Below are 26981 nucleotides of genomic sequence, written 5' to 3' on the forward strand. Positions count from 1 at the left end.
ATGGATATGAACGAAATCAAAGAGATTTTTTTCCAGGAGTGCGAGGAGCAGCTCGCCGAACTGGAATCCGGTCTCCTGAAAATGAATGATGGCGACCGGGATCCGGAAACCGTCAACGCCGTCTTCCGTGCCGTTCATTCCATCAAGGGTGGGGCAGGGGCCTTCGGTCTGGATGACCTTGTCGCCTTTGCCCATGTCTTCGAAACGACGCTCGATTGCGTTCGATCCAACAAGCTTGAGCCGACACAGGATGTCCTGAAAGTCATGCTCAAGGCCGCCGACGTGCTGGCGGACCTCACCAACGCCGCCCGCGACGGCGGCAGCGTCGACCAGGCCCGCAGCAAGGGGTTGGTCAAGGAACTGGAAGCGCTGGCCCACGGCGAACTGCCCTCGGCATCCCCAGCCGCGGAAGCCGGGCCGAAGCCGGTGAAGGCCGCCGCGCCCGCCCCGGCCCCCACCCCAGTCAAGGCCGCACCAGCTCCCACGGATGACAGCGGTTTTCAGCCGATCCCCTTCAGCTTCGACGACGATTTCGGTGGCGACGAAGCGCCCGTGGCGATGCCGGAATACGAAGTCAGCTTCAAACCGCGCTCCGATCTCTACGCCAAGGGCAATGATGCGACGCTGCTGCTGCGCGATCTGTCGCGCGTCGGCGAGATGAGCATCCATTGCAACATGGATGCCCTGCCGGGCCTCGATCAACTCGACCCCGAAGGCGCCTATTTCAAGTGGACGATCTCGGTCAGAACGGACAAGGGCGAAGACGCCATCCGCACGGTCTTCGAATTCGCCGAATGGGATTGCGAGCTCGATATCCGGCGGATCGAAGACGCCGCTGCCGGTAGCGATGAAGAACTGCCGATGGTCCCCGTGCCTTTCGATCTCTCCGTTCTCGACGGCGACGAACAGGCTGTCGAAACGCCCGTGCAAGCACCGAAGCCGAAAAGCGATGCCGCCGTTGCCGTTGCCGCCGCTGAAACGGCAAGCAATGTCACGCAGCTTGCCGCTGCCGCCGCTCGTGTCGAGAAGAAGGAAGCCGCGGCAGCCGCCGCCGCTGCCGCTGCCAACGCCGCCGCGCAGAACAATGCCGCCGCCGGCGCCGGTCAGACCATCCGCGTCGATCTCGACCGTGTCGACCGGCTGATCAACCTCGTCGGCGAGCTCGTCATCAACCAGGCGATGCTGTCCCAGAGCGTCATCGAGAATGACAACAACGGCGCATCCTCGATCAATATGGGCCTCGAAGAGCTGCAGCAGCTCACCCGCGAGATCCAGGACAGCGTCATGGCGATCCGCGCGCAGCCGGTAAAGCCCGTCTTTCAGCGCATGTCGCGTATCGTCCGCGAAATCGCCGACATGACCGGCAAGTCGATCCGCCTGATCACCGAAGGTGAAAACACCGAAGTCGACAAAACGGTCATCGACAAGCTGGCCGAGCCGCTAACCCATATGATCCGCAACGCCGTCGACCACGGCGTCGAAACTCCGGAAAAGCGTACAGCGCTTGGCAAGAACCCGGAAGGCACGGTCCGCCTGACGGCAAAGCATCGGTCCGGCCGCATCCTGATCGAACTCGCCGACGATGGCGCCGGCATCAACCGCGAAAAGGTGCGGCAGAAGGCGATCGACAACGATCTCATCCCCGCCGACGCCAATCTCTCGGACGAGGAAATCGACAACCTGATCTTCCTGCCGGGCTTCTCGACAGCCGATAAGATCTCCGACATTTCCGGCCGCGGCGTTGGCATGGACGTCGTCAAGCGCTCGATCCAGGCGCTCGGCGGCCGCATCAATATCAGCTCCAAGCCGGGACACGGCTCGGTCTTCACCATGAGCCTGCCGCTGACGCTTGCCGTCCTCGACGGCATGGTGGTCACGGTGGCAGGCCAGACGCTGGTGGTGCCGCTCACCGCCATCGTCGAGACCCTGCAGCCGGAAGCCGCGGCGATCCATTCCTTCGGTGCCAACCACCGCCTGATCTCGATCCGCAACAGCTTCTGCCCGCTGGTCGATGTCGGCCGCATCCTGAACTTCCGCGCCACGCAGGCCAATCCGGTCGACGGTGTCGCATTGCTGGTGGAATCGGAAGGCGGCGGGCAGCGCGCTCTGATGGTCGATGCGATCCAGGGCCAGCGCCAGGTCGTCATCAAGAGCCTCGAAGCGAACTACACGCATGTGCCCGGCATTGCCGCCGCGACCATCCTTGGTGATGGGCGCGTTGCTCTCATCCTCGACGTTGATGCCGTGGTCGGCGCCTCCCGCGGACAATCGCTGAAGGCCGAAATGTCATACGCAGCAGCAGGTTAAGCCTATGTCATATGCCGTCAAGAACCTGACCCAGGGTGCCCGTGAGCTGATCGCCTTCCGCATCGGCGATCAGGAATTCTGCGTCGATATCATGTCGGTCCGTGAAATCCGCGGCTGGACGCCGGCGACGGCCATGCCGCATGCGCCGGCCCATGTCCTCGGCATTATCAACCTGCGCGGCGCCGTCCTGCCGATCGTCGATCTTTCCGCTCGTCTTGGCATGAAACGCGCCGAGCCGACCGCGCGCCATGTGATCATCGTGGCGCAGGTCAAGCGCAAGGTCGTCGGCCTGTTGGTCGACGCCGTGTCCGATATTCTGACAGTAACCGACGACAATATTCAGCCGACGCCGGAAGTTTCTTCCGACTATGAGCGGCAGTTCGCGCGGGGCATCCTGGCGATCGACCGCCGCATGATCTGCCTTATCGAACTCGAAACCCTGTTCCCGGACAGCGAAAGCGAAGCTGCATGAGCATTATGGGAGCGACAGATCTGAGAGCATCCCCGGACGAGGTACTGGCCAGCGGCGAATATCCGCTGACGAGACGCGATCTTTCCGAAATTGCCGCCATGATCTACTCGGACGCCGGAATTTCTCTCAACGAGACCAAGGCCTCGCTGGTTTATTCGCGGCTGTCGAAGCATATCCGCGCACTGGGCTTGCCGGGCTTTCGCGATTATTGCGTGCTGGTCGCCTCGCCCGCGGGGGCGACGGCGCGGCGCGAAATGCTGTCGCATCTGACGACGAACTTCACCCGCTTCTTCCGCGAGAACCATCATTTCGACCATCTGCGCGACGAGGTTCTCCCGGGGCTTCTGGCGCGCGCCAAAAGCGGCGGTCGCGTTCGCATCTGGTCGGCAGCCTGTTCCGACGGGCAGGAGCCCTATTCCATAGCGCTCACGGTGCTGTCGCTGCTGCCGAATGCCGCCGAATTCGACTTCAAGATTCTGGCGACGGATATCGATCCGAAGATCCTCGGCCTTGCTCGCGCAGGCGCGTATGACGAGACTTCGCTCGAAACGGTTTCGCCCGCCATGCGCAAGCAATGGTTCCAGGAAGTCGACATCCAGGGGCGCCGCAAGTTCCAGATCGACGATCGCGTCAAGCGGCTGATCACCTTCAACGAGCTGAACCTGATGGCGCAATGGCCGTTCAAGGGCATGTTCGACGTCATCTTCTGCCGCAACGTCGTCATCTATTTCGACGAGCCGACGCAGACGAAGATCTGGTCGCGCTTCGCCGGTCTGCTGCCGGAGAACGGCCATCTCTACATCGGCCATTCCGAGCGCGTCTCGGGCGAAGCCAAGCACGTCTTCGACAATATCGGCATCACAACCTATCGCCGTCTTGCCAATTCGACCGGGAGGAAAGTATGAGCGCCGCCCGTGTTCTCGTCGTCGATGACTCCGCAACCATGCGCGGCCTGATCACCGCTGTCCTGCGCTCCGATCCGGAGGTCGATGTCATCGGCCAGGCCGGTGATGCAATGGAAGCGCGCGCGGCGATCAAGGCGCTCAATCCCGACGTGGTGACGCTCGACATCGAGATGCCGAACATGAACGGCCTCGATTTCCTCGAAAAAATCATGACGCTGAGACCCATGCCGGTCATCATGGTCTCGACCATGACCCACCGCGGCGCAGAGGCGACCCTGGCCGCCCTCGAGATCGGCGCGTTCGATTGCGTCGGCAAGCCTGCTCCGGGCGAGCCACGCCCGTTCGGGGATCTGGCGGAAAAGGTGAAGGCAGCGGCCCGTTCGCAGCGGCAATATTCCAAGCCGGCCGCAAACCATGCTCCGCCGCCGGCAGTTGCCGACTTCCGCGTCGGCCGCAAGATCGTCGCGATCGGCTCGTCGACGGGGGGCGTCGAGGCATTGATCGCCGTCCTGCAGAAATTCCCGGCCAATTGCCCGCCAACGGTCATTACCCAACATATGCCGCCAAGCTTTACCCGCAGTTTTGCTGAACGGCTCAACCGGCTCTGCGCACCCGTGGTGCAGGAGGCGACCGATGGCGCGCGGCTGGAAATCGGCAAGATTTATCTGGCGCCGGGCGGCGATCGGCATTTGCAGATCGCCAACGCATCGGCGCCTCATTGCCGTCTGGTCGATCGCGGTCCCGTCAACGGCCATCGTCCCTCCGTCGACGTGCTCTTCGATTCAGTCGCCGAGCTCGCCGGCCGCAATGCGGTCGGCGTGATCCTGACCGGCATGGGCCGCGACGGTGCCGCCGGCCTTCTCAAGATGCGCCATGCCGGTGCACGGACGATCGGCCAGAACGAAAAGACCTGCGTGGTTTATGGAATGCCGAGGGTCGCATTCGAATTAGGTGCAGTCGAACAGCAGTTTCCGCTGAACGCCATTGGCGAGGAAATATTGAAAGTAACAGCCGCCCGTAAGGAAGGGAGCGAATAATGTCTCTAGCGGAGAAAATCAAAGTTCTGATCGTGGACGATCAGGTCACCAGCCGTCTGTTGTTGAGCGACGCGCTGACGCAACTGGGTTTCAAGCAGATCACTGCTGCCGGGGACGGCGAGCAGGGCATGAAGATCATGGAGCAGCAGCCGCATCATCTGGTGATCTCCGACTTCAACATGCCGAAGATGGATGGTCTCGGCCTGCTGCAGGCCGTGCGCACCAATCCGACGACAAAGAAGGCGGCCTTCATCATCCTGACGGCGCAGGGCGACCGTGCGCTGGTGCAGAAGGCCGCCCAGCTCGGTGCCAACAACGTTCTCGCCAAGCCCTTCACCATTGAAAAGATGAAAGCGGCGATCGAGGCCGTGTTCGGAGCATTGAAATGATCGTCGAGGGTGCTGCCCGTCGCGTGCACATCATTCAGGGCGAGTACAAGGTCATCAACGATCCGGACGTGGTGCTGTCGACCATTCTGGGCTCGTGCGTGGCGGCGTGCTTGCGTGATCCGATCGCGGGCGTCGGCGGCATGAACCATTTTCTGCTGCCGGGAACGGCTGCTTCGCCGACGAGCGGTGGCGATGCGACGCGATATGGCGTGCATCTGATGGAGCTTCTGATCAACGGTCTTCTGAAGCAGGGCGCGCGTCGTGACCGGCTGGAGGCCAAGGTCTTTGGCGGCGCAAAGACGATTGCCACCTTCTCCAATGTCGGAGAACAGAATGCCGCCTTCGCCATGCAGTTCCTGAGGGATGAAGGCATTCCGGTCGTCGGCTCCAGCACCGGCGGCGAGCATGGACGCAAGATCGAATACTGGCCAATCTCCGGCCGCGCCCGGCAATACCCGTTGACCGGCGCCGAAACGCAGAAGACCGTGGCTCTGGAACAGCGCCCCGTTGCCGCCCCGAAACCGGTCGACAACACGATCGAATTTTTCTGATCAACGAGGACTACCTGATGACCACCATGCCGCGTGCCGAAGCATCCGCCATGCAGGAAGCGCTCCCCGCCATTCTCATGCGTATCGTCTCGGAATTGCACGATGTCGCCTATCTGATCGAGCGCATCGAACCGCAACTGCTCGATCTCGGCGGCATCAACGTGTTGGAATCACCCGACTCCATGAAGGTCATGCAGGGCATCGATCTCGCCGTGCAGAAGACGCGGGGCATTGCCGAGTTCATCGACACGATTACCGGCGGCATGCCTGAGGGTTGGATGGTCGATGTTGCGACGGCGCTGAGCCTGGTCAAGCTGGCCGAAATGCAGAAAGCTCTCGGCGGCAGCGGTCGCCACGGACATTCCCAACCTCTCGCCAAGGCCGCCGGCGATTTCGATTTCTTCTGACGGGAAGCGCCGGCCCCTGATATTGTTTTTCTTATATTATCTCGGATAAATTTTTCGAGTTCTTCATTTTTCCTGCCCAGGACGAAACGCTCGCACAAGTTTCGATTTCTATCTTCGCTGCAGGGCACAAAGCCATCAGGTCTTTGACGAATCGTGCGAGAACAGAATGAATCTGTTAAATCAATTAGTTCCCTTGTTCAGGAATCTGCAGAACCTGGGGAGGACACGCCTGCTGATCATGGCGGGCGTCGGCGTCGTTTCCATGGCGCTGATTCTGTTTGCAGCCCTCTACGTCAATAAACCTGCCCAGGAAACGCTCTATGTGGGCCTGGATGCGACCGATCTGAACCAGATCAGCATAGCGCTTGCCGAAGCCAATATCGGTTTCCAGGTGGGCACGGACGGGACCAGCTTGACCGTGCCAGCCGGCATGACCGGCAAGGCCCGCCTGCTGCTTGCCGAGCGCGGCCTGCCGAACAGCACCAATGCCGGCTATGAGCTCTTCGACAATGTCGGCTCTCTCGGCCTCACCTCCTTCATGCAGGAAGTGACCCGCGTGCGTGCGCTCGAAGGCGAAATCTCGCGCACGATCACCTCGATCACGGGCATCAACGCCGCACGCGTCCACATCGTCATGCAGGATGTCGGCAACTTCCGCAAAGCGGACCAGAAGCCGACGGCCTCCGTCATGATCCGAGCGAATGCCGAAGCGGCGCGCAAGTCGGCCCAGGCCATCCGTCATCTCGTCGCCTCTGCCGTTCCAGGCCTCGAAGTCGATGATGTTACGATTCTTGATTCCACCGGACAATTGCTCGCCTCGGGTGATGATCCGAGCAATGGCGCGCTGAACCGCAATCTCGGCATCGTGCAGAATGTTCAGGACGAAATCGAATCGAATATCAATAAAGCGCTTGCGCCATTTCTCGGCATGGACAATTTCCGCTCCAGTGTAACGGCGCAGCTCAATACCGACAGCCAGCAGGTGCAGGAAACCACCTACGATCCGGATTCGAAGGTCGAGCGTTCGGTCCGCACCACCAAGGAAGCGCAGAAATCGCAGCAGCGCCAGTCGGATACGGCAGCGACCGTTGAGCAGAACATTCCGCAGGCTGCTCCGCAGGCCGGTGGCGGCGGACCGACGTCGAACGATCAGTCCGACAAGCGCGAAGAACAGACCAATTACGAAATCAACAGCAAGACGACCGCCACGACCCGCAACAGCTATAGGGTCGAGAAGCTCTCGGTGGCCGTGGTGGTCAACAAGGGCCGCATCGCCCAGATGGTCGGTCAGCCGGCCGATCAGGCGAAGGTCGACGCTTATATCGCCGAAATGCAGAAGATTGTCGCGACTGCCGCCGGGCTCGACACCAGCCGTGGTGACGTGGTCACCGTCAACGCGATGGACTTCCTCGACAATCAGCTTCTCGACGATGGCTCTTCGGGCTTCAGCGTCATGGACATGCTGAGCCGCAATATGGCCGGCATCATCAACTCGGCTGCCTTCGTTGCGGTTGCCTTCCTCATCGTCTGGATGGGCTTCCGTCCGCTGATCCGCTCGCTCGGTGGCGGTGTGGCCGGTGGCGCGGCTCTGCCGGAAGCGGCGGGCCTGGAGTTGCCGGATTTCGCTCCTGCCGTCGGTGGGCCGGGCGCCGCGCTGATGGACGGCTTCGGCTCGGACTTCGGCTTCGACAGCACCGACGATCTGCTGACAATGGGCGAAGACGGTGGCACCTTCAACCGCCGCGTCAAGGAAGGGCCGGAACGTCGCCTCTCGCGCATGGTGGAAATCAGCGAGGAACGCGCCGCCAAGATCCTCAGAAAATGGGCCGTCGACAACGCTGCCTGATAAGAAGACCGGGATATGCTCCCGGTCTTTTCTTGCGATCGGAAGGAGAGCGGCTTTTTCAGGACAGCTTAGGGTTTCGCAAACGTTTCCTGCAGGTCAACCGGACGAATTCATGTGACCGAACGTGTTGGCAAGGTCTCGCCGGAGCGGAAATTTCGTTGCTGGGTAGAAAGAATCGACTTACAATCATCATACCTATTCGGAATTGCGCAGAAGCGGTGAGAGTCAGACCATGACATGCGTGTTCGGTAAATTCAGAGAATTTTGGAGATGCCGATAGGCGGAGAAATCAGTCTATAGTTGGTTGATTGCGATTTCGGGGATTCGCGCCAATGCGATTGCCCAAATCGAATTTATATATTAGCGCATTTACCGCGTCCTACATTCACCGGGATTCGGAGACGTGGCAACAAATTGAGTTGGCGCAGACGCCTGTTTGAAGATCGATCCCATCTTCGAGGTTATGCGCCGGGTCCAGACCGAGCAATGCTCACGTTGGCGTTTCGAGCGCCTGACAGCGGCAGGAAATGCAAAAAATGGACATGCAGATATTGCAGGGGAGTAAGGGCGACAAGGATATGCGATTGGCCGCATCCGCCAATACCATGTCGCGCGATCAGCTCATTCAGCAGTTGAGCACCATTGTCGGCTCGGCCTATCTCCAATCCGGTCTGCGCGTGCTGACGGACTATGTCGGCGCTTCCCACTATCTTCTGGCTCGTTGCGACCTGATCCAGGAGAGCGGTCTCGATTTCGTCGTATCTTCCGATTGGCCTTTCGATCTCGTCCGGCGTCTTGCTTCCGAACTCACATGCGGCTACGGCCGTACGAGCGAATTTGAGAAGTGCATGTCGCTATTCCAGCCGAATTTTGCATTCCTGCCTGACGATGTTGAGTTGCCGGAAGGCCTCGGCCGCCAATATTGCTCACTGACCTTCAATGTCGGGCGCACGCGCTTCTCGCTGATGCTGCTTGCCCGGGATGGCCTGCTGCTGTCGCCCGAGCGGCTGCGCGACGTGGGATTGTTGTCGGGCTATTTTGCGAGCTTCACGCGCTGCGCAGACGGCAAGTCCGAGCGCGATTTCGATCTGACCGAGCGCGAACTTGAATGCTTGTTCTGGATTGCGGAGGGCAAGACGAGCGACGAGATCGCCATGATCCTCGGTATCTCCAGAAACACCATCAACAACTATATTACCAGCGTGATGCGAAAGACCGCGACCAAGACGCGATCGGAAGCGATCGCCTTTGCCGTCAGAAACAACCTCGTTTGAAAGCCCAGTGGATGCGATATCAGCCGGTTAGGACGACGGACACGCCAAGCGAAGCAAGGCTCGGTCGTTCGCATCGGATATCGAGCCGCTCTGATCTCTTCCCGAAACTGGTGTCGATGCAAAAGTTGATCGACGCGCAGAATTTTGCGGTCTATCGCCTCAGCGGCTCGGGCCTGCCAAGCAAGCAGCGCCTGGTCTGCGAGCTGGAAAACTGGGGCTCGACCAATACTGTCCTCAACAAGGCCTTCGTCGAAGCCTATGGCGAGGCGATGATCGAGCACATCGAAAAGTCGCTGCTGCCGCTAATGTGGAACGGCCGCGATAGCGACAGCACCGCCGAGACGCCTGATTTCGCCTCATTCACCCAGCGCCTGAAGCCGCATCTCCTACCTTTTGCCGGCGTCGCCTTTCCGGTGCGCTTGGGATCGGTCGGCAACGGCTATGTCGTGTTCGCCGCGAAATTCATGGATCTGACCAGCGATATGATCGTCGAGCTGCATGGCCGTAGCTGCCAGATCATGATGGATCTCCTCTCGCTCGACGAACGCCGTTCGCCGGCCGCCGAAGCGCTGAGCGAACGCGAGATCGCCTGCCTGCAGCTTGCCGGCGATGGCCGGATCAGTGAGGAAATAGCCGAAAAGCTGGGATTGTCGGTGCATACCGTCAACGCCTATCTCGGCTCGGCGACAATCAAGCTCGACAGCGTCAACCGCATTCAGGCAATCGCAAAGGCGATCCGCTTCGGTTACATCAGCTAGGGCGCGATTGCGTTCAGAGGAACGCATAAAGTCGGCCCCGATCTGCCCTCAGCTACTGATTTTCATAGCGGATAAGATCTCCCCAAGATTGTGGGAACGCGTAATGAGGGTGCGGTTCTGCGCATCTCTAAGCAGAACCGCTTGAACGCCGAGATGCCTCAGCCATCTTCATTTTAAGACTTGGGATGGGTTCAGCCTACTTCAGGCTGCGTGCGTCGTGCCGCCGATCGCGTAGCGGGCGTCCCGCAGGCTGCGCGCGAGAAGGGCGGTGTTTTCGTCCGGATCGGCCGAGGCCTTGTCGAAGGCGATATGGTTGATCTCGATGCCGGCATGATGTTCGGCCAGCGCGAGCTTGGCATAGACGGTAACGCCGCGCGGTTTGATTTCAAGGTCGATGGTGACTTCCGCCGGTCCGCCCCATTCGAGCTTGTAGTCGCCCCCGAGACCGAAATTGACCGTGCCCGGGTGGAAATAAAGCTCCGCCGCCGAAGCCACGAGGTCGGCGAGATTGCCATAGCGCTCGAAACGGAGCAGCGAGATCAGATCGGCCGCGTCGAGGAGCCGCAATTCACTGGCGACCGGGCTGATGGCCTCAGCCAGAATTTGTTCACGTTGGGCAGAGTAGGGGGATTTTTTCATTCGATTTATCGTACCCGTTTTCTATTCGACTGCGCGGCATAGATCCGATGAATCAGTTCTGCGACGGCCTTGTAAAATACTGACGGGATGACACTATCTACCGAGACTTGCGCAAACATGGAGCGCGCGAGTGGCGGGTCTTCGAAGACGGGAATGCCGTTTGCCTCGGCGATCTCTCTGATTTTGAGGGCGATGAGGTCCTGCCCCTTGGCAACGACGATGGGTGCGTCGTTTTCTTCCCGGACATAACGCAGCGCCACGGCAAAGTGTGTCGGGTTGGCGATGACCAGAGTGGCGCGCGGCACCTGCTTCATCATGCGCCGGCGGGCGCGGTCGCGGGCGATCGAGCGCTGGCGCGATTTGACGATCGGGTCGCCCTGGGATTGCTTGAACTCTTCCTTGACCTCCTGCTTGGTCATTTTCAACTGGTCGACCCAATGGTACCGGGTCCAGAGCACGTCACCGATGGCGACGATAGCGGTTGCCAAGAGCACGATGGTCAGAATTCTCTGGATGATGGTCGACAGCCGCACGAAGATTGTCTGCGGATCGGAAACCAGCGAATCGATTGCATGGAAGAATTGGCCGCGCAGCACAAAGAACATGATGATGCCGACCACGAAGATCTTCGCGAGCGACTTGCCGAATTCGACAAGGCCCGACGTGCTGAAGATGCGGCCCCAGCCGGCCACTGGCGATATGCGGGAAAACTGTGGCTGAATGCGGTCGAGAACGGGTGTCGGCAGGTTCTGGAACAGCGAGGAACCGATGCCGAAGACGAAAAACAGCACGATGGCAGGCAGCAACAGGTTGCCGACTTCCCAGCCGATGCGGACGAACAGCGAGATGACGTCCGGGCCTGTCTCTAGTTGCCACTGATCGGGTTTTTCGAAGAGGTCGCGCAGCACCTCGCCCATGCGCCCGATGCGCCCCGGCAGAAAGAAGGTGACGTAGATGACGGTGGCGAGCATCGACGCGAAGAGCGTTGCTTCCTTGGAGTGAGGCACATTGCCCTTCTCCATGGTGTCGCGGAGTTTTTTCTCCGTCGGTTTTTCTGTTTTACTGTCCTTGTCTTCGTCAGCCAAAGCAGCCGTCCTTCATGAAACGGAAAGAGGCCGTGCATCATGCACGGCCTTGTTCTGAACAGTCTAAGACGATTTAGGTGAGTCGCGCTGAGGTCACGCGGCTTCTTCCACAGGCGTCTTGTCCTTTGCCTTGAGCTCGATCTGACCGGAATTGGAAAGCCGGATGGCTTCCTGGGCGATGGCGCGCCGCGCGATGGCGATTTCGCGCGGATTGATGCCGGTATTGCCCATCTGCAGGTCGGATTCGATCATGCGGCGCTGGCGCGGGCTGATCGAACTGAGCACGATCTCGCGAATCTCGGACGACGAGCCGCGCAGCGCCATGGTGAGAATGTCGGCCGCAATGTCGTTGAGCAGCATGACACGGCTTGGCTGCGGCATGAGCGTGAGGTCGTCGAAGAGGAAGATCTTCGGACGGACCTTGTCGACCGATTCCTTGTTGAGCGTTTCCAGCGAGGTGAGCAGCGTGTCGACCTGCGGCTTGTCCAGCTCGTTCATCAGCTCCGCCACCTTGGTCGAGCCGGAAGCATTGCGTTCGGCATCGATTTCCGCCATCAGCCCCAGCACGCGATTTTCGATGATCTGCGCCGCTTTCGGGCTGACATCCTTGAGATTGACGGTGCGGTTCATGATGTCGGCGCGTTGCGCCTCCGGCAGTTGCAGCAGAACCTTGGCGCCGAAGGAGGATGGCATCATCGACAGGACATAGGCGATGGTTTGCGGATGTTCGCGCAGGAAGAACTTGGCGACGAAGATCGGGTCCGCCTCGCCGAGGCGATCCCAGATCGAGGTCTCGTATGCCTGGAAGGCCGTGCGCCGACCGAGAAGGCTGTCGACCTCATCGGGCGTCAGGCCTTCCTCGAGGATGCTTTCGATCGCCTTGGCGTTGTCCATCAGACCCGCGCCTTCGGTGAAGAGATCCTCGAACTCCACGACAAGCTGCGCCAGTTCGTCGGGCGGAATCAGCCTCAGCGATTGTGCAGAGGCGATGATGAGCTGCAGTTCATGCTGCGTAAAATACTTCAGCAGCCGTCCCGCCACCTGTTTTCCCATGGCAAGAAGAACGGCTGCGGCCTTTTCAGCCTGAGTTAACGGTTTCTCGGCAATCGCACCGCTGAAATCGTCAAAGTCCATCATGGTCTTCGTCTCCGTCCCAAACCGGGAGTGGGCTTATTCTGAACCAGGTTCAGGTTTTCTTCGTATTCGATACTTCGATGAGCTTGATGCCGAACCGGGTGTCGTCATGTTCCAGCACGGTAATTTCGCCCCGGCCGATTCTGCGGCCATTGACGGTGATTTCGACGGGCTCGCCGATCTTCTTGTCGAGGGCGATGATCGCGCCTTCGGTCAGGTTCATCAGGCCGGAGACCTGCATGCGGCTGCTGCCGAGCACGATCTGAACGTCGATGGGGATGTCCATGATCAGATCGAGATTGGCGGTCAGCGCACTGCCCGGAGCTGCCGGTTCGGCAAAGGAGGGACCGCCGAAATCGCCGCCGCCAAAGGCCGAGCCTGCGCTGTCGTCGCCGAAATCGCCACCGAAGGCGGAAAGATCCGTGCCCGGCTCGGCCCCGAATGTATCGGCACCGAAATCCGGCATGCCACCATCGTTGTCCTTCTTCAACACGCCGCGCAGGCCGTCGATGGCCTCATCCAATGCGGCGTCGCTGTTTTCAACTTCCAGCGATTCCTCGCTGCTTTTCTGTGTCGTCTTCCTAACCATGAAATCACTATCCCAGTTGAAACTTGCCTCAAGCTGCCGTGGGTAGGCGAGCCACCCGCCAGCCGGTCAATTCATCAGGTGCCGAAGAAGCTCGTCGTCGGAATTCACATTGTCCTTGACGCGCACCGTGTAATTTTCGCCCGAGCGGCCGAATTCGCAGATGTAGAGGTCCTTGCTGTTGGCGCTGACCTCGACGCGGACATCGCCCGCGTCCATGAAGGGAATGACGTCGCCGACGGCGAGCTTGGAAATCGTGTTCAGCGTCAGGGATTGCAGCCGGATCCGGGCCTCCAGCGTCACCTGCGAGCGACGCACCTGCTCGCTGAGCTGCTCCGTCCATGCTTCCGAGGCGGCGGATGGGTTCTTCGCCCGCGGCGCGCTGACCACGGTGCGCAGCAGAACCTGCTGCGGTATGACGACGACGATCTCCGAGACGGTCTTGCCGAGAGAGATCATCATGGTGATGGCAGCGGCGAATTCATCAGCCTGGTCGGCAACCGGCTTCGGGCGGTTCTCGATGTTGTACGGCGGATCCAGATAGGGTTCGAAACCACCGGCCGCGTTGACGGCCGAGCGTAGCACGTTGGCGATCTTGTCGAATACCATGACCGCCAGATCGAGCTCGATGATCGACAGCGGCCGCGGAACGGGCGCCTCGATGTTCTCGGGCAGCGCGCCCAGCATGTGCTCCATCAGGGTCATGATGAAGCCCGAGCCGCAACCGAGAATGAACTTCGGTGCCCAGTTGCGCAGCGAACCGTTCACAAGCGCATAATTGCCGCCAAGGCCGGCGATGAGATCGTTCATCAGTCCCGACTGGCAGCCGGCATAGGCGACGGACACGTCGAGACCGGTTTCGCTCTTGATGATGTCGGGGAGGAATTCGCCGTAGACCTGGCCGAATGCGGCGGCGAGCTTTCCAACGGTTGCCTGGTCGCCGAGGCCGCCGGTCAGCTTGGCGAAGAGGGCGCGATCCATCGTCTGTACCTTGGCTGGTGATTGCTGGCTCATGATCGTCAGGCCGCCTTGCTCTCACCGCCGGGATTCATCATTTCCTGCTCGACGGCATCGATCGACGGCCGTTCGTAGGAGGAGATGGTCTTGCGGCCGTATTCGAGCGCCACCTGCGGTACCGAGCCGTTCATATAGGCGAGCAACGTCTGCTTCACGATCACGTAGAGGCGATGCTGCTTGTTGCGCACGATCTTGATCTGCGACACGAGGGGGGCGCAGACGGAGTACGAAAGGATAATGCCGAGGAAGGTGCCGACCAGAGCCGAGCCGATGAGATGACCGAGCACTTCGGGCGAATCGTTGATGTGGCTCATGGCCTTGATGACGCCGAGAACGGCGGCGACGATACCGATGGCCGGGAAGGAATCTCCCATGATCGTGATGGCATGGTATGGCTTCATCTTGTCGTGCAGGATGGTGTTGATTTCCTCGTCCATCAGCGCCTCGATCTCGTGCGAGCGGGCGTTTCCGATGATGATGAGACGGACATAATCGCAGATGAAAGCCGTCAGTTCCTTGTTCTTCAACACCGTCGGGGCGGCTTGGAAGATCACCGATTCGTCCGGGTTGTCGATGTGCGCTTCGATTTCGTTGCGCGACTTCGTGCGCAGGTCCCGCATCAGCGCATAGAGCACGCCGAGCGTGTCGAGGTAGTTGCGTTCCTTCGGAACCGCATGCTTGAAGGCTTCGCCCAGCGCCTTACCGGAATCCTTCACGACCTTCATCGGATTGGCCATGATGAAGCCGCCGATGCCTGCGCCTGCGATGATGACAAATTCGAAGGGCTGGAACAGCGCGTCCACATGCCCGCCCATCGCCATGAAGCTGCCAATGATGCAGCCGCAGGTCACTACAAATCCGATAATAATATTCATCGCCAGTCCACACCTGAACGTTGCTTCCTTCGTTGAAGTAGGAGACCTGCCTTGCGTGAGGCTGTTCGGTGTGCTCCGAAAACGGCCTTTCGACGTGTCAGCTTCGCACAAGCCAATGCGGGCAGAGTATCGGGTAAGGGCATCCACGCCCGGCTAACGAAATGTAGGAGCGCCGCAATATTGGCGTTTCCTTTCCCGTTATTCTCCAATGTCCGGAGGGCGTTGAAAATGCAGTCTGGTATCTATGTGGCGCTGTCATCGCAGATGGCGCTCGAGCGGCGTCTGACGACGATCGCCGATAACATGGCCAACGTGAATACCACGGGTTTTCGTGGCACCGAGGTCAAGTTCAATCAAGTGCTCAGCAATACCGAAAACAAGCTCAACGCCAAGGTCGCCTTCGTCTCGCAAGGCAACGACTATCTCTCCACCGACAACGGCGAATTGCAAAACACCGGCAATCTCTTCGATTTTGCGGTCAAGGGCGATGCCTGGTTTGGCATCAACACGCCGGCGGGCCTGGTGCTGACGCGCGACGGCCGCTTTACCATGAGCGAGAGCGGTGCCCTGGTCTCCACTCGCGGCTATCCAGTACTGGATCCCGGCGGCGCACCGATCCAGCTTGACCCCGGCGGCGGCGCACCGAGTGTGTCTGCGGACGGCACGATCGCGCAGAACGGCAAGCAAGTCGGCAAGATCGGGCTCTACAGCGCCGATGTCAGCAAGGGGTTCCTGCGCTATGACAATAGCGGCGTGCTGCCGACGGACCCGCCGCAGGCCGTCGTCGACCGCTCCAATGTCGGTGTCGCCCAGGGTTATCTCGAAAACTCCAACGTCAACGGCATGCGGGAAATGACTCAGCTTATCGAAGTCAGCCGTGCCTTCGACAACATTTCGACGCTCACGAACAGCAGCGAAGGCACGCTATCGGATGCGATCAAGACCCTCGGCGGCAGCCAGTAAGAGGGTCGGATGATGTTCGAGGATGGGCTGCCTGAAGGCGCGATGTCGCCGAGATTTTCCCGTATGGCCGCTTTGGCGGATCAGTATTTGATGGCGGAAAATACGGTTGCCGATGGCGGCCATGTGCGCACCATCGCGGCCGGGCACTACACCGTCGCCGGCCTTTCCAGGCATGTGCGCCTCGGCGAGTTCGTCGCCCATCGATCCTCGACCGGCATCCATCTCGGCGAAGTCGTCCGTGTCGAGCCGGAGCTGACCTATGTCTGCCCGATCGAGCCGGGCGAGCCGATCGGCATCCACGACACGGTCATCCGCAAGGGCGCCTTCCGTATCGCTCCTTCGGATAGCTGGTGCGGGCGCACGATCAACTCGCTGGGCGAGCCGATCGATGGCCTGGGGCCTCTGACGGCGGGCATGGAGTTGCGCTCGATCTCCAATACGGCGCCGCCCTCGATGACGCGCAAACGCGTCGAAACGGGCTTTAAGACCGGCGTGCGCGCCATCGACATCTTCTCGCCGCTCTGCCTTGGCCAGCGTCTCGGCATCTTCGCCGGTTCCGGCGTCGGCAAGTCGACGCTACTGTCGATGCTTGCTCGGGCAAATGCTTTCGACAAGGTGGTGATCGCGCTGGTCGGCGAACGTGGCCGCGAAGTCCGCGAATTCATCGAGGATACGCTCGGTTCCCACATGCAGAAGTCGATCGCCATCGTCGCGACCAGCGACGAGAGCCCGATGCTGCGCAAGATGGCGCCGTTGTCGGCCATCACCATCGCCGAGCATTTCCGCGATCAGGGCGACAATGTGCTGTTGATCGTCGACAGCGTCACCCGCTTTGCCCATGCCATCCGCGAGGTTGCGACCGCGTCCGGCGAACCGCCGATCGCGCGCGGTTATCCGGCCTCCGTCTTCACCGAACTGCCGCGCCTTCTGGAGCGCGCAGGTCCCGGGCCGGAAGGGACCGGCACGATCACCGCGATCATCTCCATCCTCGTCGATGGCGACAATCACAACGACCCAATCGCCGATTCCACCCGCGGCATTCTCGATGGCCATATCGTCCTGCAGCGCAGCCTGGCGGAGGAAGGGCGTTACCCGCCGATCGATCCCTTGGCCTCGGTCTCGCGTCTGGCGCGCAAAGCCTGGACGCCGGATCAGGAAAAGCTGGTTTCGCGCCTGAAGGCACTCGTGCACCGCTATGAGGAAACCCGAGACCTGCGCCTGATCGGCGGATATCGCCAGGGCAGCGACCCGGATCTCGACATGGCCGTCCGCCAGGTGCCGATCATCTACGACATTCTGAAACAGACCCCAGGCGAACGCCCCTCGGCCGACGCCTTCACCGACCTTGCGACCGCGTTGAAAAACGGTTCGGCCGCAAACATCCAGCCGAGAGCAAAATGACGCTTACACGCAATGTCGTTCGCTCCAGCCATTTGATGTCGCATCACCCGGTCCGAAACGGCTCCAAGCCGTTCGGATCATGCCGAGAGAGAGGCCAGACGTGAGAGAATCCGATGCAGACGAACCGGTCGCTCCGCTGAAGCCGGCGAAAAAGCGGACCTTCACCGATAAGGCGCTGGCCGGCACCGGTCTGTTGCTCGCCGGTATCTCGGCCTTCTTCCCCTGGTACGTATTTTTGAATCCCGACAAGTTCGGCATCCACGTTGCCGAGGGCGATCGCACCCGTGACCTGCCGAACTGGCCGGGACGCGAGATCGTCAACGTCTCGCCGCTTGCCATGGTCAACAAGAATCCGAGCGAGCCGAGGGTTATCGCTCCCGATCCGCTGACGACGGCAACGATCAGCAACGTCGGACGCGAGGACGATAAGGGCCAGCCGGCCGAAGATCAGCCGTTCCCCGGCAAGTCGCCGTTCCATTTGCTGCACGTCGCAAACGGCCGGGCTCTGATCGAGGATGACACCGGCATGTATGTCGTGCGCGTCGGCTCGATCCTGCCCGATAACAGCCGCCTGGCGACGATCGAGCAGCGTGACGGAAAGTGGATCATCGTCACCTCTACCGGTGATGTCTACGGCCATAACTGAGAACCCGCAATCGCCTGCGTATCAGGCTTAGTAAAGACTTTAGCAAGAACGCATTCCCCGCAAGTCCCACGCAAGATTATCCCTCTAGGGTCCCTGCTGTAAGAACGGAGAGAAGCCCATGCAACCGATTCAGCTCTTTGACCTGGCCTCGCGGCAAGCCGAGTGGCTCCAGGTTCGCCAGGAGGTCGTTGCCGGCAATATCGCCAATGCCAATACCCCGAAGTACCGCGCCAAGGATGTCACGCCCTTTCAAGCCATTCTCGACAACGAGAACGTCGCCATGGCGAAGACCAATCCGGCGCATTTTTCGGGCAATGAATTCAGCCAGAGCGGCGACGTCAACGTCGAGGAAGCGTCGCTCAATCAGGAAATCGGCGTCCAGGAGTCGGGTAACACCGTCGGCCTGGAAGACGAGCTCGCCAAATCCGGCGAAATCCAGCGCCAGTACGGTTTGAACACTGCGCTGGTCAGCTCCTTTCATCGCATGATGTTGATGACCGTAAAACAATAGATGAAGTGAAGATGTTATGGACCCTTTATCAGCCTCGTTGAAGATTGCGGGCTCCGGCCTGGAGGCTCAATCGACCCGCCTGCGTGTCGTTTCCGAAAATATCGCCAACGCTCGCTCGACGGGCGACACCCCGGGTTCGGATCCCTATCGCCGCAAGACCGTGACGTTCGGTGCTGAACTCGATCGCGCCAACGGCGTAACCACGGTCGGGGTGAAGAAGTTGGGCGAGGACACCAGCAAGTTCGTCGAGGAATACGACCCGGACAATCCGGCGGCGGACACGAAGGGCTACGTCAAGATGCCCAACGTCAACATTCTCGTCGAAATGGCCGATATGCGCGAAGCCAATCGCTCCTATGAGGCCAATCTGCAAACGATCAAGCAGTCGCGCGATCTCATCAACTCCACCATCGATCTCTTGAAGAATGCACAATGATTGACGCTATCAAGAATATCTCCTCCCTTTCGGCAGTCCGCGGCCTCGGCAGCATCACCACCGACCAGAGCTCTTCTTCCTCCAATACGCTGGCGCCGACGCCGGCAACAACGCTCGGAAACGCGACCGGGACCAGCTTTTCCGCGGTCATGTCCAATGTGGCGAAAGACACGGTCAACACGCTGAAGGAAGCTGAAAATGCCTCCTTCGCCGGCATCAAGGGGACGATGAGCACCCGCGAAGTGGTCGACAAGGTCATGCAGGCGGATCAGACGCTGCAGACCGCGATCGCACTGCGCGACAAGGTCGTCTCGGCCTTTCTCGATATTACGAAAATGCAGATTTAGGGCGGGTGGCCCCGCTCCCATTATTTGATTTGGCGCGATCTTGTCGAAAGCCGCTTTGCGGCTTTCTGGATCACGCTCTAGCTCGAAGGACGAAGACATGAGAGCGCTCGCTATTGCCGCGACGGGCATGGACGCCCAGCAGACCAACCTCGAAGTGATCGCGAACAACATCGCGAACATCAATACGACGGGTTACAAGCGTTCCCGCGCCGAGTTCTCGGACCTTCTTTATCAGACCGAACGCGCCAAGGGCATTTCCAACCGGCCGAACCAGGCCGTGGTGCCTGAAGGCGCCAATATCGGTCTCGGCGTGCAGACGACGGCCGTGCGCAACATTCAGATCCAAGGCGAACTGTCGCAGACCCAGAACGATCTCGACGTCGCGCTGGTCGGCCGCGGCTGGTTCCAGATTCAGATGCCCGACGGCACGACGGCCTATACGCGCGCCGGCTCCTTCAACAAGAGCGATACGGGCCAGATGGTGACCGCCGACGGTAACGTGCTGGAGCCGGGAATCACCATCCCGAGCAATGCCAGCAACATCTCCATCAATGAATCAGGTCAGGTTTCGGCAACCATCGGCACCGCGACGACGCCGACCGTTCTCGGCCAGTTACAGATCGCCAACTTCGTCAACGAAGCCGGCTTGCAGCCGATGGGCAGCAACCTCTTCACGCAGACGCCGGCCTCCGGCGATCCCGTCGTCTCCGATCCCAATACGAACGGCTTTGCCTACATGAAGCAGGGCTATCTGGAATCCTCGAACGTCGATGCGGTCAAGGAAATCACTGACCTCATTTCCGCGCAGCGCGCCTACGAGATGAATTCCAAGGTCATCACCACCGCCGACGACATGGCGCAGATCGTCAGCAAAGATCTGAAGTAACGAGAGGACGGGCCGAACATGAGGTTTCGCCGGATGAAAAGCTTAGCAATGGCCTGGTTCGCCGCAGCGAGCCTCTCCGTCATCTTCGCGTCGGCCGCTCCTGTCGGCGCAACCGGAACCGACGGTACCAGCCTGGGGACCGCCGTCGTGCCGACCGAGACGATCTATCCGGGCGATATCATCAGCAGCGGTCAGCTCGAAGAGGTCGAGGTCACCAATCCCAACCTCACAGGCGACTATGCCAAGCGGCTTCGCGATGTGACGGGGTTGGTATCGAAACGGACGCTTCTGCCCGGCCGAACGATCTCCGTTTCCGCCCTGCGCGAACCCTATGCGGTGACGCGTGGCTCCAATGTCCGCCTTGTGATGAACATGGGCAGCATGACGATCACCGCGGCCGGAACGCCGCTGGACGACGGCGCCGTCGGCGATAGCGTGCGAGCCCGCAATCTGGACTCCGGCATCATCGTCAACGGCACGGTTCTTGAAAACGGCACGATCCGAGTGGTCGCAAAATGAGAAGCCTTCGTCATTTCCTCGGGGTTCTGCTGGCATTGCCGAGCCTGATCGTCGCCGATCCGGCTTTGGCGATGCAATCGCGCATCAAGGACATAGCCTCGCTGCAGGCGGGCCGCGACAACCAGTTGATCGGCTACGGCCTGATCGTCGGTCTCCAGGGAACTGGCGACAGCTTGCGTTCCTCGCCGTTTACCGAGCAGTCCATGCGCGCGATGCTGCAGAATCTCGGCATTTCGACGCAGGGCGGCCAATCCGCCGCCAAGAATACCGCCGCTGTCATGGTGACGACCAATCTGCCGCCCTTCGCAAGCCCAGGTAGCCGCATCGACGTCACGGTCAGCTCGCTCGGCGATGCGACCTCGCTTCGCGGCGGTACGCTGATCATGACCTCGCTCAGCGGCGCCGATGGGCAGATCTATGCCGTGGCACAGGGCTCGGTCATCGTCTCGGGCTTCCAGGCTCAGGGGGCTGCCGCCAGCGTCACCGAAGGCACCACCACCGCCGGTCGCGTGCCGGGCGGCGCGATCATCGAACGCGAACTGCCCTCGCGTTTCAAGGATTCCGTCAATCTTGTTCTGCAGTTGCGCAATCCTGATTTCTCCACCTCGATCCGCATTGCCGATACAGTCAATGCCTGGGCGACCTCGCATTTCGGCGCTCCGATCGCCGAGGCTAAGGATTCCCAGGAGGTAGCGATCGAAAAACCGAAGATGGCGGACCTGACACGGCTGATGGCCGATATCGAAAATCTGGACGTCCAGACCGATACGCCTGCCAAGGTCGTCATCAATGAACGCACCGGAACGATTGTCATCGGCGCCGATGTTCGCGTCTCGCCGGTCGCCGTCAGCTACGGAACCCTGACGGTCCAGGTCAGCGAAAACCCGCAGATAGTCCAGCCGGAGCCCTTCTCGAATGGTCAGACGGCCGTTCAGGATCAGACGGATATCACTGCGAGCAAGAGTGGCGGCCGCGTCGCCGTGCTCGAGGGACCTGATTTGAAGACGCTGGTCTCCGGGCTGAACAATATCGGCGTCAAGCCTGACGGCATCATCGCCATCCTGCAAGGCATCAAATCGGCCGGCGCACTGCAAGCGGAGCTCGTGCTGCAATGACATCGATCACCATCGCCAGGAAATTGCTGACTTCCGGCTGCGTCGCGGCGGCGTTGCTGCTGTCGGTCTCTGTGGCCGCGCAGGAAGCGCCGAAGCCGGTTATGGATCCGGCTTCGAGCCAGGACGAGATCAAGCAGTTCTGCACCAATATCGCCGATCCGGCCCGCGACCAGCGCTATCTGTTGCAGAAGCAGGAGCTTGAAAAGCTGCAGGCCGATGTCGACCAGCGCATCGCCACGATGGACAAGCGCAAGGCGGAATACGAAGACTGGCTGAAGCGGCGCGACGACTTCCTGAAGACCGCCGATTCAGGCCTGGTCGACATCTACAAGAATATGAAGCCCGACGCGGCGGCGGCAAGCCTTAATGACGTTAAGGTCACCGTGGCGGCCGCGATCATCATGAAACTCTCACCGCGCCAGTCGAGCCTCATTCTGGCGGAGATGGACGCGCAGAAGGCGGCTGTTGTCACCAACATCATCGCCAGCGCGTCCGATCCGAATACATCGAAGTCGAAGGACCCCTCATGAACATGCGTCTTACGGCCACGTGCGCAGTCGTCGTTTTCCTCGCCGGTTGTCAGTCGCAGGCTCTGAAGGAGATCGGCAGGGCCCCTGCCATGAGCCCGATCGGCAGCGGCCTGCAATATGCCCAGACGCCGCAGATGTTGCAGTATCCGAAGCGACCGCATCAGGTGGCGCAGGGCTATTCGCTCTGGAACGATTCACAGGCGGCGCTTTTCAAGGATTCGCGTGCGCTCAATGTCGGCGACATCCTGACGGTCAATATCTCAATCAACGACAAGGCGAACTGGGATAACGAGACGAACCGCAGTCGCACGAACAAGAGCGACATGAACTGGGATATCACCGCCAAGATCTTTGGCTGGCAGCCGAGCACCAATGCCGACGCGACCTCCGGCTCCGACACCAGCACCGACGCCAAGGGCAAGATGCAGCGTTCCGAGCAGATCACGCTGCTTGTCGCCGCGGTCGTCACCGGCGTTCTCGAAAACGGCAACCTGATGATCAGCGGTTCGCAGGAAGTGCGGATGAATCAGGAGATTCGCATCCTGAACGTCGCCGGCATCGTCCGGCCTCAGGACGTCACGTCGGAAAACACGATCTCCTATGACAAGATCGCCGAAGCGCGCATCTCCTACGGCGGCCGCGGCCGTCTGACGGAAATACAGCAGCCGCCGCGCGGTCAGCAGGCGGTCGACCTGCTGTCGCCACTCTGACGGCCGGGCAGCACATAGCATTCGATAACGGGCGGACAGAGACATGGCAGCGGCAGACACATCGGAAAAAAGCAAGGGATCGCCGCTGATCATGATGATTGTCGGACTGGTGGTCCTGACGGTTCTCGGCGGCGGCGGCGGCTGGTTTCTCGGCACCCTGGTGGCGCCGAAGATCAAGACGGCGACCGCCGTGGTGCAGGCCGCGGCGCAGGCTCCGACCGGTGAAAAGCAGGCTGCTGCCGCCGCCGAAGCAAATGGAATCATCCAGCTCGATCCGATCACGACCAATCTTGCCTATCCCTCCCAAAACTGGATCCGGCTGGAAATCGCGCTGATGTTCAAGGGCAAGCCGGACGCGCAGCTTGCGGAAGCCATCCACCAGGATATCCTCGCCTATGTCCGCACCGTTTCGCTGCAGCAGGTCGAGGGCCCGCGCGGCTTCCAATATCTTCGGGATGACATTCAGGAACGTGTTGACCTGCGCTCGGAAGGGCGCGTATCGAAAGTTATGTTCAGAACTTTCGTGATCGAATGATTCGATTAATACTTGCTTTATCTATATTAGCTTTTGCTGCGTTTTCGCCTGAAATGGCGATGGCGCAGCAATTGCCGCAACAGCTCCCGACGGATCTCTTGAATGTCCCGGTGAACGGGTCGGTCGCGGCTTGGATCATTCGCACCTTCGGGCTGTTGACGATCCTGTCGATCGCGCCCGGCATCCTCATCATGGTGACGAGCTTTCCGCGCTTCATCATCGCCTTCTCGATCCTGCGTTCGGGCATGGGACTTGCGACGACGCCGTCCAACATGATCCTGCTGAGTCTCGCGCTATTCATGACCTTCTACGTCATGTCGCCGACTTTCGATCAGGCCTGGAAGGATGGGGCGCAGCCGCTGCTTGCCAATCAGATTTCGGAGGCCGATGCGGTTCAGCGCATCGCCGAGCCGTTCCGCACCTTCATGTCCAACAACACGCGCGACAAGGACATCAAGCTCTTCGTCGATCTGGCGCAGGAGCGCGGGCAGACGGTCGTGGTCGACAACAAGATCGATTACCGCGTGCTGATCCCGGCCTTCATGATCTCGGAAATCCGTCGTGGTTTTGAAATCGGCTTCCTGGTCGTTCTGCCGTTTCTGGTCATCGACCTCATCGTCTCGACCATCGTCATGGCGATGGGCATGATGATGCTGCCGCCGACATCGATCTCGCTGCCGTTCAAGATTCTTTTCTTCGTGCTGATCGACGGCTGGAACCTGCTGGTCGGCAGTCTGGTGCGTTCTTTTCACTGATCCCTGCCGGCGGGACGGTTATCGGGAACGGAGTTCCCGATAACGCCAATCAATTCTAGGAAAGCGCGCGGCAATTTTCCGGCCGGAATCGCGTAAAAACAATAGGGTAGGGCGTTTCAGCGAAGTGCTGAAACGCTTAGATCGTCACTCCGCAGCGATTGCTGCCGCATTCTGATCTTCGACCATGAACGGCTCGGTGCGCACCGGCAGTGCGGGCACGTCCATATGATCCGGACCGAGGCCCTTTCTGGCACGATCGATCATCATCTCGTAAGCAGTCTCGAGGTGACGGGTCAGGCGTTCGGCATCGAAGAGCGGCTTGATATAGCGGTTGACGGCCAGTGTTTCCTTGAGGGCCGCAATGCGCTCCGGCTGCCCGGCAAGCTCCACGGCCATATCTTCGTAGGCTTGGACATCGGCGGCCACCAGCTCCGGTACGCCGATGGCGGTAAGCAGGCTTTCGCTGACGCGCGAGGCGAAGTTTGTGCCCTTCATCGTCACCACCGGCAGGCCGGCCCAGAGCTGCTCCGAGGTCGTCGTATGGCCGTTCACCGGGAAGGTATCGAGGCCGAGATCGGCCAGTTGCTGGCGGTCGATGTGATCCTCATAGCGGATACGGGTGGTGAAGACGATGCGCTTGCGGTTGACGCCGCGTGCCTCCAGGCGAGCCCAAAGGTTGGCCTCGGCGCGCGGACCATTGCAAAGCAGCCAGAGCACGCTGTTCTTGGTGCGCTTCAGGATGTTGCACCACACGTCGATCATTTGAGAGGTGATCTTGCGGTTGCCGTTGAACGAGGCGAAGACGAAGGCATCTTCCGGCAGACCATGCGCTGCTCGAGTGGTCGGCCGCGCCTTCGGGCGATACATCGGATCGTTCGGCTGATAGGTTTCGGGCAGCCGGCAGAACTTCTCGTGAAAATGCGGTTTGGAATAATCGGGCAGAACGTAGGGATCGCCGATGATGTAGTCGAGGTCGATGTTGACGGCCGAGCCCGGAAAGCCGAGCCATGCCGTCTGAATCGGCGCTGCCTTATGATTGAGGATGCGGGCACGGCTATCCTTGGTATGTCCTTTGAGATCGATCAGAATGTCGATCCCACGGGCGCGGATCGCCTCTGCCGCCGCCTGATCGGAGAGGCTGCGGATATCGACCATGGTACCCAATCTCGAATAGTCGAATTCTTCTTCGCGCTGGGATGACAGGGACGAGTGGTCGAAGAGGGTAATCTCGAACCGATCCCGGTCGTGCAGTTCCAATGTCCGCTGCAAGAGCTTCATCGTCGCATGACCCGGCCAGAAGTCCGATGAGAGATAACCGATGCGAATCTTGCCGGCCCATGCATGCGGTGCCTTCCGGCGCGCCTCGGCGTGCCCTGCGGGCAGCGGCACCGTATCGTGCACAGCAAACTTGTTGATCGCCTCGTCGCCGCACCAGTGCAGATGGAAGAAGGGATTGTCCGGCCTGACATAGTCGAGATTGCCTGCGGCTATCGACGTCAGGATCGGCGCCATATGTTTGTCCACCGTCGCAAGATCGGACAATTCGCGGGCAAAGATCAAATGGAGCGTGCGAAAGACGATGTTGTCGGGATGCTTCTTGAACAGGGTGGCGACGATGTGCCGATTGCCCTCGTCGTAAAGGTCATCGGTCAACAGTTTCGCCGCCATCAGCCGATGTCTGAGCTCCGGCCCCTCGACGAGCACGCTCTTGAACCCGGCCAGCAGGTCTCTTTGCTGACGGCTCAGAAAGATGCTGGTAAGGGCATAGGCGAGGTCCGGATCCTTGAACGCCTGAGGCAGGATCAGGCTGCCGATCGAGAGCGTCGCGTCTTCGTTGCCGGTGGCAAAATGCAACAGCAAGGCTTCCCGCAGATAGTCTTCGCGATAGGGCTTCTGTCTGCCTGCCAGTTCATAGGATCTCGCCGCGTCCGATCTGAAGCCGAGTTTCAGCAGCGTCTTTGCGAGCAGCGCGTAGGTCTTCGGCGATGTGTCGGTATTGAGCAGCTCGTTCAGTGTTTCGAGCGCACGCGTATATTGCCCCTTTTGATAAAGGTTGGACGCTGTCACATAGGCGTTTTTCGTATTCACGAGCGAGACTCCGGGCGAACTTTGAACAGCCCCCGGCAAAGGCCGAAGTCCGTCATCAAGGATTCGTGGGATAATCGCGCGCGTAGCTTGCCTGAAACCGAAGCAATGGTCGAACGCTCCTTTACGTATCGTTAGCTACGTTGCGGTCGGCCGCGTTCCAAGCTTCCACGTTTAAGAAATTCGCAAGCAATGCATGCGAGTTTACCTGCGACATGACGGGTTTGGCCTTCTAGGAAATGGGGCCGAGGAGCATGAAG

At 60.1% G+C, this 26981-nt stretch carries 30 protein-coding genes; 23 read left to right on the plus strand and 7 right to left on the minus strand.

What is annotated here, in order from left to right; all coding sequences use genetic code 11:
* The 10 genes from QDY28_RS17735 to visR all read left to right on the plus strand — a co-directional run bounded on the left by QDY28_RS17735 (position 1) and on the right by visR (position 9946).
* Positions 1-2307: a chemotaxis protein CheA gene (locus QDY28_RS17735; protein ID WP_331382974.1), complete on the plus strand. Its 2307-nt coding sequence runs from the start codon at positions 1-3 to the stop codon at positions 2305-2307.
* Between the two features lie 4 nt (positions 2308-2311).
* Positions 2312-2779, plus strand: a complete 468-nt coding sequence (locus QDY28_RS17740) for a chemotaxis protein CheW (protein WP_283057086.1) — start codon at positions 2312-2314, stop codon at positions 2777-2779.
* Entirely contained in the window at positions 2776-3684 is a 909-nt protein-coding gene (gene cheR / locus QDY28_RS17745; RefSeq protein WP_331382975.1) for a protein-glutamate O-methyltransferase CheR, read from the plus strand. Before QDY28_RS17740 ends, cheR begins: the two co-directional genes overlap by 4 nt.
* The gene (gene cheB / locus QDY28_RS17750) at positions 3681-4721 is read left to right on the plus strand and encodes a protein-glutamate O-methylesterase CheB (protein ID WP_331382976.1); all 1041 of its coding nucleotides are present in this window, start codon (positions 3681-3683) and stop codon (positions 4719-4721) included. Before cheR ends, cheB begins: the two co-directional genes overlap by 4 nt.
* Entirely contained in the window at positions 4721-5110 is a 390-nt protein-coding gene (locus QDY28_RS17755; RefSeq protein WP_004128537.1) for a response regulator, read from the plus strand. The genes cheB and QDY28_RS17755 overlap by 1 nt, the downstream gene beginning before the upstream one ends.
* The gene (gene cheD / locus QDY28_RS17760) at positions 5107-5661 is read left to right on the plus strand and encodes a chemoreceptor glutamine deamidase CheD (protein WP_028751183.1); all 555 of its coding nucleotides are present in this window, start codon (positions 5107-5109) and stop codon (positions 5659-5661) included. Before QDY28_RS17755 ends, cheD begins: the two co-directional genes overlap by 4 nt.
* Before the next feature lie 17 nt (positions 5662-5678).
* Positions 5679-6068, plus strand: a complete 390-nt coding sequence (cheT, locus tag QDY28_RS17765; protein ID WP_028751184.1) for a chemotaxis protein CheT — start codon at positions 5679-5681, stop codon at positions 6066-6068.
* 166 nt (positions 6069-6234) lie between these two features.
* Positions 6235-7914 carry a flagellar basal-body MS-ring/collar protein FliF gene (fliF, locus tag QDY28_RS17770; RefSeq protein ID WP_331382977.1) on the plus strand — a complete coding sequence of 560 codons (1680 nt, stop codon included), beginning with the start codon at positions 6235-6237 and terminating at the stop codon, positions 7912-7914.
* A gap of 536 nt (positions 7915-8450) precedes the next feature.
* Positions 8451-9188 (plus strand): transcriptional regulator VisN, encoded by a 738-nt coding sequence (gene visN / locus QDY28_RS17775; protein ID WP_331382978.1) that lies wholly within the window; start codon positions 8451-8453, stop codon positions 9186-9188.
* Positions 9189-9199: 11 nt separating this feature from the next.
* Positions 9200-9946 carry a transcriptional regulator VisR gene (gene visR / locus QDY28_RS17780; RefSeq protein ID WP_331382979.1) on the plus strand — a complete coding sequence of 249 codons (747 nt, stop codon included), beginning with the start codon at positions 9200-9202 and terminating at the stop codon, positions 9944-9946.
* 201 nt (positions 9947-10147) lie between these two features.
* Here visR and QDY28_RS17785 read toward each other — a convergent pair whose 3' ends face one another.
* From QDY28_RS17785 to motA, 6 genes are all read right to left on the minus strand, one after another.
* Complete coding sequence (locus tag QDY28_RS17785) at positions 10148-10585, minus strand: hypothetical protein (protein ID WP_331382980.1); 438 nt, start codon at positions 10583-10585, stop codon at positions 10148-10150.
* 5 nt (positions 10586-10590) lie between these two features.
* On the minus strand, positions 10591-11670 hold the full coding sequence (flhB, locus tag QDY28_RS17790) for a flagellar biosynthesis protein FlhB (RefSeq protein WP_331382981.1): 1080 nt from the start codon (positions 11668-11670) through the stop codon (positions 10591-10593).
* A 93-nt stretch (positions 11671-11763) separates the two neighbouring features.
* On the minus strand, positions 11764-12807 hold the full coding sequence (gene fliG, locus QDY28_RS17795; RefSeq protein WP_331382982.1) for a flagellar motor switch protein FliG: 1044 nt from the start codon (positions 12805-12807) through the stop codon (positions 11764-11766).
* A gap of 49 nt (positions 12808-12856) precedes the next feature.
* Positions 12857-13393, minus strand: coding sequence for a flagellar motor switch protein FliN (gene fliN / locus QDY28_RS17800; protein ID WP_331382983.1), 537 nt, complete (start codon positions 13391-13393; stop codon positions 12857-12859).
* 66 nt (positions 13394-13459) lie between these two features.
* Positions 13460-14404, minus strand: a complete 945-nt coding sequence (locus tag QDY28_RS17805; RefSeq protein ID WP_331382984.1) for a FliM/FliN family flagellar motor switch protein — start codon at positions 14402-14404, stop codon at positions 13460-13462.
* A gap of 5 nt (positions 14405-14409) precedes the next feature.
* Positions 14410-15282: a flagellar motor stator protein MotA gene (motA, locus tag QDY28_RS17810; RefSeq protein WP_331382986.1), complete on the minus strand. Its 873-nt coding sequence runs from the start codon at positions 15280-15282 to the stop codon at positions 14410-14412.
* A gap of 228 nt (positions 15283-15510) precedes the next feature.
* Between motA and flgF the strand changes: the two genes are divergently transcribed.
* The 13 genes from flgF to fliP all read left to right on the plus strand — a co-directional run bounded on the left by flgF (position 15511) and on the right by fliP (position 24636).
* Positions 15511-16245: a flagellar basal-body rod protein FlgF gene (flgF, locus tag QDY28_RS17815; protein WP_331382987.1), complete on the plus strand. Its 735-nt coding sequence runs from the start codon at positions 15511-15513 to the stop codon at positions 16243-16245.
* A 12-nt stretch (positions 16246-16257) separates the two neighbouring features.
* On the plus strand, positions 16258-17646 hold the full coding sequence (fliI, locus tag QDY28_RS17820; protein ID WP_331383031.1) for a flagellar protein export ATPase FliI: 1389 nt from the start codon (positions 16258-16260) through the stop codon (positions 17644-17646).
* Positions 17647-17746: 100 nt separating this feature from the next.
* Complete coding sequence (locus QDY28_RS17825) at positions 17747-18292, plus strand: flagellar protein (protein WP_331382988.1); 546 nt, start codon at positions 17747-17749, stop codon at positions 18290-18292.
* Between the two features lie 118 nt (positions 18293-18410).
* Entirely contained in the window at positions 18411-18803 is a 393-nt protein-coding gene (gene flgB, locus QDY28_RS17830) for a flagellar basal body rod protein FlgB (protein WP_331382989.1), read from the plus strand.
* A 16-nt stretch (positions 18804-18819) separates the two neighbouring features.
* Positions 18820-19239 carry a flagellar basal body rod protein FlgC gene (gene flgC / locus QDY28_RS17835; RefSeq protein WP_331382990.1) on the plus strand — a complete coding sequence of 140 codons (420 nt, stop codon included), beginning with the start codon at positions 18820-18822 and terminating at the stop codon, positions 19237-19239.
* Positions 19236-19586 carry a flagellar hook-basal body complex protein FliE gene (locus QDY28_RS17840; RefSeq protein WP_331382991.1) on the plus strand — a complete coding sequence of 117 codons (351 nt, stop codon included), beginning with the start codon at positions 19236-19238 and terminating at the stop codon, positions 19584-19586. Before flgC ends, QDY28_RS17840 begins: the two co-directional genes overlap by 4 nt.
* 97 nt (positions 19587-19683) lie before the next feature.
* Complete coding sequence (gene flgG, locus QDY28_RS17845) at positions 19684-20472, plus strand: flagellar basal-body rod protein FlgG (RefSeq protein ID WP_331382992.1); 789 nt, start codon at positions 19684-19686, stop codon at positions 20470-20472.
* A 33-nt stretch (positions 20473-20505) separates the two neighbouring features.
* Complete coding sequence (gene flgA, locus QDY28_RS17850) at positions 20506-20991, plus strand: flagellar basal body P-ring formation chaperone FlgA (protein WP_442967550.1); 486 nt, start codon at positions 20506-20508, stop codon at positions 20989-20991.
* Positions 20988-22106 (plus strand): flagellar basal body P-ring protein FlgI, encoded by a 1119-nt coding sequence (locus QDY28_RS17855; RefSeq protein ID WP_331382994.1) that lies wholly within the window; start codon positions 20988-20990, stop codon positions 22104-22106. The genes flgA and QDY28_RS17855 overlap by 4 nt, the downstream gene beginning before the upstream one ends.
* Positions 22103-22636, plus strand: coding sequence for a MotE family protein (locus QDY28_RS17860; protein WP_331382995.1), 534 nt, complete (start codon positions 22103-22105; stop codon positions 22634-22636). The genes QDY28_RS17855 and QDY28_RS17860 overlap by 4 nt, the downstream gene beginning before the upstream one ends.
* Positions 22633-23346: a flagellar basal body L-ring protein FlgH gene (gene flgH / locus QDY28_RS17865; RefSeq protein ID WP_104822002.1), complete on the plus strand. Its 714-nt coding sequence runs from the start codon at positions 22633-22635 to the stop codon at positions 23344-23346. Before QDY28_RS17860 ends, flgH begins: the two co-directional genes overlap by 4 nt.
* Before the next feature lie 43 nt (positions 23347-23389).
* Positions 23390-23881, plus strand: coding sequence for a flagellar basal body-associated FliL family protein (locus QDY28_RS17870; protein WP_331382996.1), 492 nt, complete (start codon positions 23390-23392; stop codon positions 23879-23881).
* Positions 23878-24636, plus strand: coding sequence for a flagellar type III secretion system pore protein FliP (fliP, locus tag QDY28_RS17875; protein ID WP_331382997.1), 759 nt, complete (start codon positions 23878-23880; stop codon positions 24634-24636). The genes QDY28_RS17870 and fliP overlap by 4 nt, the downstream gene beginning before the upstream one ends.
* Positions 24637-24780: 144 nt before the next feature.
* Here fliP and QDY28_RS17880 read toward each other — a convergent pair whose 3' ends face one another.
* A complete protein-coding gene (locus QDY28_RS17880) occupies positions 24781-26724 on the minus strand; it encodes an O-linked N-acetylglucosamine transferase, SPINDLY family protein (RefSeq protein WP_331382998.1) in 1944 nt (647 codons plus the stop codon).
* Positions 26725-26981 lie beyond the last annotated feature (257 nt).

Source organism: Rhizobium sp. BR 362 (assembly GCF_036528765.1).
In the GTDB taxonomy this organism is placed as follows: Bacteria; Pseudomonadota; Alphaproteobacteria; order Rhizobiales; family Rhizobiaceae; genus Rhizobium.